Consider the following 12,216-nt stretch of genomic DNA (forward strand, 5'->3'; position numbering starts at 1 on the left):
CGCACAGTTAAAAACAGAGTATGCCGAACTGTCTCCGCAGCACAAGCCACTCCGGGAGGAAGTCATACGGCTACGGCAGGTGCAGAACGCCGTAGATACCGCACTGCGCCGGAGGGAGCAGCCACAGGCAGTACAGAGAAAGAAACATGAGATGGAGCTATGATATAACCGGCAGCTTTACCGCTACCAGTATTTTTATGGAGGGAGCATTTGAATGTATTTGAAGCGGTGAAACAGTCTGTTACCACCCGGCAGGCTGCTTCATTCTATGGAATCCGGGTGGGGAGAAACGGCATGGTCTGCTGTCCATTCCACAATGACCGCACGCCCAGCATGAAAGTGGACAGCCGCTTTTACTGCTTCGGCTGCGGGGCTTCCGGGGATGTGATCGACTTTGCCGCTTTGCTGCATGGATTGGGGAAACGGGAAGCTGCGGTCAGGCTTGCGGAGGACTTCGGCGTTTCCTATGAGAAATCCGGCAATGCGCCGCCAGATAGGAAGCGTCACAACAGGTCACAGCCCCGACAAAAATCAGCGGAGCAGAGATTTCAGGAAACGGAACGGTATTGTTTCCGGGTGCTATGCGATTATCTGCGCCTGCTGGAGCATTGGAAAACAGCACACGCCCCACAGCCGCAGGATGCCATCTGGCATCCTCTTTTTGTGGAAGCGTTGCAGAGGATAAGCTACACAGAATACCTTTTGGATATTTTGTTATACGGAGAAATAGAAGAAAAAGCGGCATTGATCGCCGCACAGGGAAAGGAGGTGTTGCGGCTTGAACAGCGAATTTCAGAGCTTGCCGCCGGAAACGCAGGAAGCGGTCAAAAGGACGATGGACACAATGGAACCGGCGCAGACACCGGCAGAAATCCGGGAAACATTAGAGGGGACGCAGAAAGGCGGCGTGAAGAACAGCATCCGAAACTGCCTGACGGTGTTCCAGCGTGACCCTCTGTTTCGCGGGGCGCTGCGCCTGAACCTTTTGACGGAGCAGATTGACATTGTGAAGCCGCTGGGCTGGGAGCGCACCAGTACCACGCTGACCGACATGGACATGAACTACCTGCTTTTGTATCTGGAAGAAAATTACGGGCTTACCAGCGAGAAAAAGGTGCAGAGCGCCATCAAGATTGTTGCCAATGAAAACCGCTACCATCCAGTCAGGGATTACCTGAACAGCCTGCAATGGGACGGCACAGAGCGCATCCGTTACGCCCTGCATCACTTTCTGGGAGCCGATACGGACGAATACACCTATGAAGCCTTGAAACTGTTCCTGATGGGAGCCATCCGGCGGGTATTCAGACCGGGGAGCAAGTTTGAGGTCATGCTCTGTCTGGTTGGTGGTCAGGGAGCCGGGAAATCTACCTTTTTCCGGCTGCTGGCAGGCAGGGACGAATGGTTTTCAGACGATTTGAAAAAGCTGGACGATGAAAATGTGTACCGCAAGCTGCAAGGGCATTGGATTATCGAGATGTCGGAGATGATTGCCACAGCCAACGCCAAGAGTATTGAGGAAATCAAGTCATTCTTAAGCCGCCAGAAAGAAACCTACAAAGTGCCGTATGAGACACATCCGGCAGACCGGCTGCGGCAATGTGTATTTGGAGGGACGACCAACCGGCAGGACTTTTTGCCCCGTGACCGCACCGGCAACCGGCGCTTTCTCCCCGTGACGGTGTACCCGGAACGGGCGGAGGTTCACATACTGGACGATGAAGCGGCGGCGAGGGCGTATATCGAACAGATGTGGGCGGAAGCCATGACGGTTTATCGCAGTGGGAAGTATAAGCTGTCATTCAGCATGGAAATGAACCGATACCTGAACGCCCACCAGCAGGACTTTATGCAGGAAGACACACAGGCCGGCATGATCTACGCCTATTTGGAGGACTACACCGGCGACAGGGTATGTTCCAAGCAGCTTTATGAGGAAGCGCTGGGGAACTTAAATTCCCCGGCAGACTGGGAGACACGGGCAATCTGCGAGATTATGAATACCGGCATTGCGGGCGGCATCATACAGGGCTGGGTAGCCTACAAAAGCCCGAAGCGGTATAAGAAATACGGTTCTCAAAAAGGCTGGGAGCGTGTCAACCAAGCTCCGCCGGAGGGGGACGGTTTTCAGGAAATCACGGAAGAAGAAGCCCGGCAAATGGAACTTCCATTCTGAAAAGCCACCGGTTGACAGTTTGGTTGACGCTTTGGTTGACAGCCGGTTGACGGGGAAAAGCCTGATATTTGGGGCATTTCTCTCCTTTGTCAACCATGTCAACCAAGAAATCAAAGAAAAAGTAAAAAGTAATAATAGAGCGCCTATGGATTGTTTTCAAAGTCTTTTCTGCCGGTTGACACGGTTTGGTTGACACGGAGACAGTCTGCGGCTGTACACCTGTCTGACATTCCCTTGTCGGGCATATTTCATTTATGGAGGTAACTGCCTATGGCAAAAAGCAAAAACGAGAGCAATAACAAAAACAGCGGCACCCTGCTTACCGAAAAAGACGGCACCCAGTATTTTGTCATGGGGAAAGTCCGTATCAAGGTATCGGAGCATTTCGCACAGGATGGGAAGCCGCTTGACAGCCTGCTGGAAGATGTGATCCAGCACGCTGCCGCCGCTTCCTGAAAAAATACGGAATAACGACTGTCAATCAGCCCACGCTTATGATATACTTGTACCAGCGAGTATTGTATAAGCGTGGGTTGTTTCTTTTAGAAGGAGGATTTTTAACCGTGAAACAACCATACAATACAACGATTTATAACACTGCACTATATTTGAGATTGAGCCGTGACGATGAATTACAGGGGGAAAGCGGCAGTATCCAGACCCAGCGCATGATGCTTAGACAGTATGCCGCAGAGCATGGGCTGACCGTTGTAGACGAGTACATTGACGACGGATGGAGTGGGACAAATTTCGAGCGTCCAAGTTTCCAAAGGATGATTGATGACATCGAAGACGGGAAAATCAACTGCGTTGTCACAAAGGACTTATCCCGTCTGGGAAGAAACTATATCCTGACCGGTCAGTACACGGAAATCTATTTCCCCAGCAAGGGAGTACGCTACATTGCCATCAATGACAATGTGGACACCATCAACGGAGAAAGCGAGCTTGCACCGTTCTTAAACATCCTGAATGAAATGCACGCCCGACAGACCAGCAAAAAGGTCAAGGCTGCCATGCACACAAGATTTGCCAATGGCGCACACTATGGAGCCTATGCACCGCTGGGCTATGTAAAAGACCCGGACAAAAAAGGTCATCTTCTGATCGACCCGGAAACACGCTGGATTGTAGAGAAGATTTTTGACCTTGCTGTACACGGGCGTGGAGCCGCCAGCATTACACGGATTCTGGTGGAGGAAAAAGTACCTACCCCCGGCTGGCTGAACTATGAAAGATACGGGACTTTCGCCAATATCTACGCCGGTGCGCCCGCAGAAAAAGCCTATGCGTGGACGATAGCACAGGTCAAGAGCATTTTGAAAGAGGAAACCTACATCGGTCACAGCATTCACAACAAGCAGAGCAACATTTCATTCAAGAACAAGAAAAAGGTGCGGAAGCCGCAGGAAGAATGGTATCGTGTGGAAAATACCCACGAAGCCATCATTTCTGAAGAAGTGTTCCAAAAAGTTCAGGAGCTGATTGCAAGCAGACGCAGGAAACGCAGAAACGGTACGACACAGATTTTCGCAGGATTGATAAAATGTGCAGACTGCGGATGGTCTTTAGCCTATGGGGAAAACAAGCAGAATAAGAACCCATACGGGTACTACCATTGCAGCAAGAACGGGCAGGGATTACGCCAGTGTTCCATGCACTATATCCGCTATGATGTACTGTATGCCTATGTGCTTGCAAGACTGCAATACTGGTCTATGCTGGCACAGAAAGACGAGGACAAGCTGCTGAAACGCCTGCTCAATGCCAGCGACAGGGAAAGAAACTCTGCGAAGAAAAAGCAGGCTGCGGAGCTGAAAAAGGCAGAGAAGCGTAAAGCCGAGGTTGACGGGCTGTTTGCTAAAATGTATGAGGACTGGTCTGCCGGACGCATAACCGAGTATAACTTCAATATGCTGTCCGAGAAGTACCAGAACGAGCAAAAGGAGCTTGAAACAAAAATAAGACAGCTTCACGAAACGATGGAAGCCGCCGTACAGACCGCAGCGGATGCTGAAAAGTGGATTGCCCTGATGAAACAGTATGTCAACCCTGTGGAGCTGACCGCCGAACTTCTGAACACTCTAATTGAAAAAATAACCGTCCACGAAGCTGTCAAGGGCGAGGACGGAAGCCGTGAGCAGGAAGTAGAAATCTACTACCGCTTCATCGGCAAAATCGACTGACTTTTCTTTTTTACCCAACAATATCTTTAATTAAGGGAGACGGGGGAGAGCTTTCCCGAGATCACCCTTCTGCCCGCCCTGGCCCGGCTGCTGGGGACGGACCTGAACGGGCTGTTGTCCTTTCAGCAGGAGATGGGCCGGGAGGAGATCGCGGCCTTTCTGGGCCGCCTGGTGCAGGCGGCGGAGGAGGGGCCTCAGGCGGCCTTTGCCCTGGCCCGGGCCCAGGTGGGGCAGTTTCCCCGCTGCGACAGCCTGGCCCTCAACGTGGCCCTGACCCTGGAGGGGGTGCTGACCATGGCGGGCCGGGAGGGATCGGCGGAGGAGAGGGAATGGATACAGGCCCTCTACCGCCAGGCGGCGGAGAGCCGGGACCAGGCGGTGGCCTGCCAGGCCCAGGCCATGCTCTTTGGCCGGGCCATGGAGGAGGGAGACTTTGCCCAGGCGGAGGCTCTGCTGGACCGGCTGCCCCCCCAGCCCCTGTACGACCGGGCCCAGATGGAGGCCCGCCTGGCCCAGGCCAAGGGGGATGGGGACCGGGCGGGACAGCTGCTGGAGCACCAGCTGCTCCAACAGGCCAGCGGGGCCCAGACCACCCTGCTGGCCCTGCTGGAGCTGGCCGGCCGGGAGGGCCGCCGGGGGGATCTGGCCCCTCTGGCGGACAAGGCCGTGGCCCTGGGCCAGCTGCTGGAGCTCGCCCCCTACGGCGGCTGGTCGGTCCGCCTCCAGCAGGCCTGTCTGACCCGGGACACGGACGCGGCCCTGGCGGCGCTGGCGGGGCTGCTGGGGTCTTTGGAGACCCCCTGGCCCGGGGGAACCTCCCCCCTCTGCCGCCACCTGCCCCGGAAGGACGGGGCGGTGCTGGGGGCCAAGCTGCGGCCGGGCATCCTCCGGGAGCTCGCCGACCCTGACAACCCCACCTATGCCTTCCTCCGGTCCGACCCCCGGTTTTGGGACCTGGTGGGGGAGGCCCCCGCCGCCCCCTGAAAAAGCCGCCCCCGCCTGGGTCCCAGGCGGGGGCGGCTGCTCTTAGAAGTAGTCGGAGATGTAGGGGGTCTGCTGCTCGATGGCGTCCTCCAGCATGTCGATGGTGGCCTCGCTGGTGGGCAGGCGGCCGATCTTGGCCAGGTAGTCCGGCCGTTTGTAGCCCATGAGCATGGTGGTCATGGTCTGGATGCTCACCCTGTCCGGGCAGGGACCTGGGATGGGCACGGCCCGCCCCCGCCCGGCCTGGGAGATGGTCAGCCGGAAGCTCCCCTGGTTCCAGGGCAGCAGGGGGTCGGTGAGGGTGAAGGACCAGCTCCGGTCCACCGCGTCGGGCTTGAAGGGGTAGGCGGCGATGAACTGGGGAAAGTCCACGATCCGCCCCATGTAGTAGGGGGAGATGGTCTCGGTGATGCTGGCGTCCTCCAGGAGGAAGGCCAGGGGCTCATCGGTGTAGGTGCTCCCCTCCACCCGGGTGATCATGGAGAAGTGGGCCGAGACGAAGTTCCACAGCCCCGCCCGGGCGGTCTCGTTGTTGAAGATCATGTCCTTGATGTGAAAGACCTCGTTGGCGATCCAGTAGATGACGTATCCGTCGGGCTGGTCCTGCTCGTTGTAGTAGATGGCCGCCATGATGTCGTCCGGGTCCCAGAGCCAGTACTCATTCCAGGCCAGCTCGTCCCGGAGCACCGCCCCGTGGGTGTGCTGGGCAAAGCGGGCGTAGGTCTGGTTGAGGGCCTCGCTGTCGGTTTTCACCCGCCGGACGTAGCCGGGCACCTGGCGGGCCTTGGGGAGCTGGAAGTCCTGGATCACGTAGGAAATTTTGTCGGACACCACCTCCCACCCCTTCCGCCGGTAGTAGGGGATGGAGTAGGGGTAGAGGTAGGAGAGATACTGCCCCCGGGCCCGCATGTTGGTCAGGGCCTGCTCCAGCAGCTTGTGCATCAGCCCCAGGTTGGAATACTCCGGGTAAGTTCCCACCCCGGTCAGGCCGCCCATGGCGTAGGTTCTGCCAAAAATGCGCGCCTGCATGGGGTAGACCGCCACCTGGGAGACCAGGGTGTCCCGGTCAAACCAGCCGATCACGTCGGCCTTTTCCATGGTGGGGAACTTGGCGCGGATGAATTCCTTCTCCTGCCAGCCCACGGAGCTGAGTTCCTGGTCGGTGACCTGGAAGACGTAGCGCAGCAGAGCATTGTACTGCTCCAGGTAGCGGCTGCTGACGGGCTGCATGTGTAACTGTTTTTGGTTCATCCGTTCCATCCTTTCTTTGGCCTACTGGGAAAGGCCATTCTTTATTGTAGCAGATTTCCGGGCGTTTGGCAATTTCAGGCAGAGGAGGAATCGGGTCGGAAGAGGGGAGCGGGGGGAAAATTTCCCCGGGAAGAATTGCAATGGGGGCCCAAAGTCCGTATAATAACCAGAGAGAAAACGGGGAACCCTGTCCCCAGACTGGATTGAAGGAGGCCGTCCCATTGCACGAGATTCCTGCCCTGATCATTGACCTGACCATCATCCTGGTGATCGCCGCCGGAACCACCCTGCTGTGTAAGAAAATCCACCTCCCCTCGGTGCTGGGGTACATCCTGGCCGGGTTTTTGGCCGGGCCGGTGGTGGATTTTCTGCCCACCATCCAGGACCGGGGCGGCATTGAGGTCTGGTCGGACATCGGGGTGATCTTCCTCATGTTCGGCCTGGGGCTGGAGTTCTCCCTGCACAAGCTGGCGGAGGTGGGGGGTCCGGGGCTTTTATCCGCCGGCATCCAGGCGGCGGGCATGGGGGGCGTGGGGGTCCTGCTGGGCCTGGCCCTGGGCTGGGGCCCCATGAACAGCCTCTTTCTGGGGGTCATGCTGGCCATGTCCTCCACCATGATTACCATGAAGAACGTGGAAGATTTGGGGATGAAGGAGGAGAAGTTTGCCGGCCTGGCCATGGGCACCCTGGTCATTGAGGACCTGCTTGCCATCTTCGCCATGGTGGTCCTGTCCACCATCGCCGTCTCCCAGTCCATCAGCGGCTGGGCCCTGGCCCAGCGGATCGGCCTGCTGGTCCTCTCCCTGGCCCTGTGGCTGATTCTGGGGATTTACCTGGTGCCCACCCTGATGAAAAAGCTGGTGGGGCTGATGAACGACGAGGTGCTGCTGGTCTTCTCCCTGGGGCTGTGCTTCCTCATGGCCCTGCTGGCCCAGGAGATCGGCCTGTCCACGGAGCTGGGGGCCTTTCTGGCCGGCTCCCTGCTGGCGGGCACGGTCCATGCCGAGCGGGTGGAGCATTTGGTGACCCCCTGCAAGCATCTCTTCGGGGCGGTCTTTTTCGTCTCCGTGGGCTTTATGGTCCAGCCGGCCATGATCGCCCAGTATATCGGGCCCATTCTGCTGCTCTCGGGGGCGGCCATTATCGGCAAGCTCCTCTTCCTCACCCTGGGGGGCCTGGCGGCGGGGCAGCCCCTGGGGGTCTGCCTGCCTGCGGCGGCGGCCCAGACCCAGGTGGGGGAGTTCTCCTTCATTCTGGCCGGCCTGGGGCAGTCCCTGTCGGTGACGGGGGCCTTCCTCTACCCGGTGATTGTGGCCGTGTCGGTGATCACCACCTTCACCACCCCCTTTCTGCTGCGGCTGGCCGGTCCCCTCCAGCGGGGGCTGGAGCGGGTTCTGCCCCAACGGTGCCTGGCGGCGCTGGACCGGTACTGTCAGGCCCGGGGACGGGAGAAGGGGGAGGAAGGCCGGGACTGGACCCGGTTCCTCCAGGGATATGGCAGGGCCTTTGCCCTGTACGGGGTCCTGGCCGTGGGGGTCATCCTCCTGGGGACCCAGCAGCTGCTGCCCCTGCTGGGGGACTGGCTGGCGCCCCGGTGGTGGCTGGCGGAGCTGCTGACCGCGGGGGTCATTTACCTGGCCCTGGCCTTCCTCCTGCCGGCTATGCTGCGGATGAAGAAGCGGTATTTTACAGCCCTGTGGCTGGAGAAGGTCTCCAACCGGGTGATCCTGTCGGGGCTCATGGCCCTCCGCCTGGGGGCGGCGGCCCTGCTGGCGGCGGCCCCGGCGGTGATCCTCTTCCAGGCCAGCCCCCTGTGGATGTCGGTGGCGGCCCTGCCGGTGATCTGGATGGCCACCCACTCGGACCGGCTGGCCGGGCGCTACCTGGAGGTGGAGGCCCGGTTCCTGGCCAACTTCAACGAGCGGAAGCTGGCCCAGCGCTTTGGCCAGGGGGAGGAGGAGGTCCACCTGTGGCTGACCCAGCAGCTCTATGTGATCCCCCTGGTCTGCCCCCCGGACTGGGCCCAGGGGGGAAAGACCCTCCACGACCTGGACTGGGGCAGGCGGGACCACGTGAGCGTCCTGAAGGTCCGCCGGGGCCAGACCCACTGGAACATCCCCGAGGGGAACGTGGCCTTGGCAGGGGGGGACCAGCTGGTGGTCATGGGGAGCCAGCGGCAGGTGGAGAACTTCTGCCTCCAGCGGGCCGAGGAGGGCCTTACGCCGGCGGGGGAGCTAATGACCCTCAAGGACTACATCGCCTCCCAGCAGGATATCCCCGAGGCCAAGCAGCTGCTGTGCTGCGGGGTGAGCCTGGACAAAACCATGCCCCAGGCGGGGAAGAGCGTCCGGGACAGCGGCATCAAAGGGGACTGGAGCGCCCTGCTCATCGGCCTGGAGCGGGACCTGCTGCCCATCCCCAGCCCCGACCCCAGTCTGACCCTCCGGGACGGGGACCTGCTGTGGGTGATGGGCTCCCAGGAGATGGCCGGCAAGCTGCTGCGCCTGGGCCTGCTGGACTGAAGAAAAGACCCAAAATCGGGACACCCCCCAGCCGGTACGAAAGTACGGACTGGGGGGTGTCTTTTTGTGCACAATTTTTTGGGGGAAAGGTGTACGCCGACGTCCCCCTTTGGACGGGGTTTCCCCCAGGGTGAGAGGAGGAATGTCTATGAAAGACTATCCATATCCCATGCAGGCCCGGAACGAAGCCCTGTGTCCCTTCACCCGGGACACCCAGCTCAGCGGCTTTCTCACCCTGCCCAAGAGCCTGCTCTGCTGGGGGCTCTCCCCGGGGGCGCTGCTGGTGTACGGCTTGCTGCTGGACCGGGGAAAGCTCTCCCAGCGGTCGGGCTGGACGGACAAGCAGGGGTGGGTGTACGTGATCTTCCCGGTGCGGGAGCTGGCCCTGGCCCTGGGGAAGGGGGTCACCACCATCAAGCGGTGGCTGCGGGAGCTGGAGGAGCGGGAGCTGATCTTCCGCACCGTCCCCTTCCAGGGGGAGGCCGGGTGGATCTTCCTGCGGGTGCCCCGGTGCGGGGTGGAGGGGGAGCGGGAGAAGGCCCTGGGCCTGCCGCCCCCCGCCCCCGCTGTCCGGGACCCCTGGGAGGAGCGGGCCTGGGCGCCCCGGGAGGGCGGGCTGGACCCCACCGACGACGTTGGCCGGATGCTGGCGGCGCTGGAGCGGAGCGGCGGGCAGTTTTCCACAGCCCCGTCCGGTTCCGGCCCCGGGTCGTCTCCGGGCACCCCCGGTCCAATTCCGGACGGGGGAGGGGCCGGATTTGGGCCATAAGTAAAATAATTAGTCAATCTAAGAGTCAATCCAATCCTATTATGGGCGGCGGGGGGAAGGGGCGTTTTCCACCGCCTTGGTTTGGGTGGGGGCGCTGGGGTTTTTCCCCGGCGCCGTTGGAACGGCGGGGAACGGGGGCCTGCCCGGCCGGGGCCCCATTTCTTGGGAAGAAATGGGGGAAAGAACCCCCGGGGGAGGAGGTTCCTCCCCCGGGACCCCCTTCTCTGGTGGGGTTGTGTGGGGGGAGGCTGTACGTCTCACTGGTTACCTGGCCTGCGGCCCTCACAGTGAAAGGTCCGTAACGGCCCGCCCACCGGCTGGGCGGGCTGGAGACGTGGGTGGGTACCCTTTGGGAGAAGGCAGAAAGTAACCGTTTGGTTTCCCGCTTTTTCCTCCCGTCAACAAACCACTTCTCCCGCCCGCCCGAGCTGGTGGGCGGGCCATGAGGCGTTGGTCTTTGAGGCCGCAGGCCAGGTAGGCCGACAGAAAACTCACGCCGCTTCTACAACAGTCCAGAGAAAAGGGGTGTGGGGGAAAGAAACTCTTTCCCCCGCGGGGTCCAGGGGCACGGCCCCTGGTGCTCTTTCCCCCATTTCTCCAGAGAAATGGGGCCCCGGCTGGGAAGCCAAAGTTCCCCGCCGTTCCAACGGCGTCGGGAGAAACCCACAATAGCCCCCGCCCGGGAGGGCACCGTCAACGGCGATGGGAAAGCCTCAGCCCCTCACACCCGCCGCAGCCCATCCATCAGCGGCACCAGCAGCGCATGGGGAATCACCTTCGCCCCCAGCCGGTGCAGGGTGCAGACAATCCCCGGCGTGGCCACCCACAGGTTCAGGGCGCTGGCGGCCAGGGAGAGGGAGACCACCGACCGGCTCCGGGAGGCCAGGGGAAAGTGGCGGAACTGCCCAGGCTTGCCATCCTGGGCCAGGGGGATGAACTCGGTGTCCTTCACCCAGTAGGGGCAGACAGCGGTGACGTGAATCCCCCGGGGGAGGAGCTCGTAGTGGAGGGTTTTCGTATAGCTCTGGAGAAAGGCCTTGGTGGCCGCGTAGACCCCCAGGCCGGGCATGGGCTGGAAGGCGGCGGTGGAGCACAGCTCCAGCACCCGGCTGCCCCGGGTGAGGTAGGGCAGGCACAGCTGGGTCACCCCCACGGCGGCCCGGCAGTTGAGGTCGATCATCCCCAAGCTGTCCGCCGGGGAGACCGCGTCGATCCGGCCCATTTTGCCCACGCCGGCGGCGCACACCAGCCGGGTGACGGTGGGCTTCTCCCGGGCCAGCAGGTCCCGGAGGGCATCCAGGGACTGGGGGTCGGTCAGGTCCAGGGGGACCGGGCGCACCGGGCAGGCGCACAGGGACGCCAGCTGGCGCAGCCGGTCCTCCCGCCGGGCGACGGCCCAGACCGCCTGAACGTGGGGGTCCCGGCTGACCTGGCGGGCGAATTCCCGGCCCAGGCCGCTGGAGGCCCCGGTGATGAGGGCAATGTTCATACAGCCCACCTCCTTCTTTGGGGTAGTATGGCCGGGACAGGGGTCAGGAATCCCTGCTCAGCCGGCCTTTTTGGTTCAGGGTTTGGAGGACCTGGTCGATCTGCCGGCCCACCCACTCCACCTCCCGCCACAGCTCGTCGGCGGACAGGCGCAGGACCCCCGCCCGGAGGGCGGAGAGCTGGATGAGGCCGTCGGAGGTGGCCACCCGGACGGTGTAGTTTCTGCCGATCTCCTGGAGGAGCTTTTCGATGAACATGTCCCCTGTCTCGTCCTGCTTGGTGTAGACCACGTGGATGTGGTGGTAGTCGAAGGTGGTCCCGGGGTTCCCCTTCACCTTGTACCCGTCAAAGACCAGCACCAGGCGGCACTGCTTGTAGCCCTGGTAGTTGCTGAGAATGTCCATGAGCCGCTGGCGGGCCGCGTCCAGGTTCTCCCGGGCCAGGTCCTTCAGGGCGTCCCAGGCGAAGATCATGTTGTAACCGTCCACGATGAGATACTGCTGCTTGGGGGGCGCGATGGTCCGCCGGGGAGCGGCGGGGGCGGCCTGACCCAGGAACTGGTACTCCCGGCGGCGCTGGGGGCCGAAGGTCCGCAGGAAGATGGCCTCCAGCTCCTTCTCGTCCAGGTCCAGGTTCCGGGTGTACACCCGGGGGACCGGGGCGGGGTCCTCCCCCCGCTGCTTTGGCAGGGCGCTCTCCAGGTGCATGTACTGGGGGACCTGGTCCCACTTCACCGAAAAGCCCCCGCCGTGGGCGCAGAAGACCGAGTCGGGGGTGTGCTCCAGGTCGCCCTCCGGGTCATACCCGGCGGCGGCCACCACCTGCTTCTGGTTGTGGCAG

10 protein-coding genes are annotated in these 12,216 nt (G+C 61.3%); 7 read left to right on the plus strand and 3 right to left on the minus strand.

All coding sequences use genetic code 11. From position 1 onward, the window contains the following. Window positions 1–210: 210 nt before the first annotated feature. The 5 genes from DV520_RS11420 to DV520_RS11440 all read left to right on the plus strand — a co-directional run bounded on the left by DV520_RS11420 (window position 211) and on the right by DV520_RS11440 (window position 5,346). Window positions 211–951, plus strand: a complete 741-nt coding sequence (locus DV520_RS11420; protein ID WP_014079457.1) for a CHC2 zinc finger domain-containing protein — start codon at window positions 211–213, stop codon at window positions 949–951. Then, entirely contained in the window at window positions 836–2,176 is a 1,341-nt protein-coding gene (locus DV520_RS11425) for a virulence-associated E family protein (RefSeq protein ID WP_009321442.1), read from the plus strand. Before DV520_RS11420 ends, DV520_RS11425 begins: the two co-directional genes overlap by 116 nt. A 270-nt stretch (window positions 2,177–2,446) precedes the next feature. Next, on the plus strand, window positions 2,447–2,632 hold the full coding sequence (locus DV520_RS11430) for a hypothetical protein (RefSeq protein WP_004849804.1): 186 nt from the start codon (window positions 2,447–2,449) through the stop codon (window positions 2,630–2,632). 38 nt (window positions 2,633–2,670) lie between these two features. After that, window positions 2,671–4,362: a recombinase family protein gene (locus DV520_RS11435; protein WP_005936058.1), complete on the plus strand. Its 1,692-nt coding sequence runs from the start codon at window positions 2,671–2,673 to the stop codon at window positions 4,360–4,362. 114 nt (window positions 4,363–4,476) lie between these two features. Then, window positions 4,477–5,346 carry a hypothetical protein gene (locus tag DV520_RS11440; protein WP_117142941.1) on the plus strand — a complete coding sequence of 290 codons (870 nt, stop codon included), beginning with the start codon at window positions 4,477–4,479 and terminating at the stop codon, window positions 5,344–5,346. 42 nt (window positions 5,347–5,388) lie between these two features. On the opposite strand, the gene DV520_RS11445 is transcribed toward DV520_RS11440, so the two are convergent. Next, a complete protein-coding gene (locus tag DV520_RS11445; RefSeq protein ID WP_117142943.1) occupies window positions 5,389–6,597 on the minus strand; it encodes a GNAT family N-acetyltransferase in 1,209 nt (402 codons plus the stop codon). Window positions 6,598–6,818: 221 nt separating this feature from the next. On the opposite strand from DV520_RS11445, the gene DV520_RS11450 reads away from it, so the two are divergent. Then, window positions 6,819–9,119, plus strand: a complete 2,301-nt coding sequence (locus DV520_RS11450; protein ID WP_165850106.1) for a cation:proton antiporter — start codon at window positions 6,819–6,821, stop codon at window positions 9,117–9,119. A 148-nt stretch (window positions 9,120–9,267) separates the two neighbouring features. After that, window positions 9,268–9,888 carry a replication initiator protein A gene (locus tag DV520_RS11455; RefSeq protein WP_165850107.1) on the plus strand — a complete coding sequence of 207 codons (621 nt, stop codon included), beginning with the start codon at window positions 9,268–9,270 and terminating at the stop codon, window positions 9,886–9,888. A 721-nt stretch (window positions 9,889–10,609) separates the two neighbouring features. On the opposite strand, the gene DV520_RS11460 is transcribed toward DV520_RS11455, so the two are convergent. Continuing rightward, window positions 10,610–11,377, minus strand: a complete 768-nt coding sequence (locus DV520_RS11460; protein WP_117142948.1) for an SDR family NAD(P)-dependent oxidoreductase — start codon at window positions 11,375–11,377, stop codon at window positions 10,610–10,612. 43 nt (window positions 11,378–11,420) lie between these two features. Next, window positions 11,421–12,216 (minus strand): NYN domain-containing protein (locus DV520_RS11465; RefSeq protein ID WP_133308867.1); only part of this gene is annotated, 796 nt, incomplete at its 5' end.

This window comes from Evtepia gabavorous, from assembly GCF_003425665.1.
GTDB lineage: Bacteria > Bacillota > Clostridia > Oscillospirales > Oscillospiraceae > Evtepia > Evtepia gabavorous.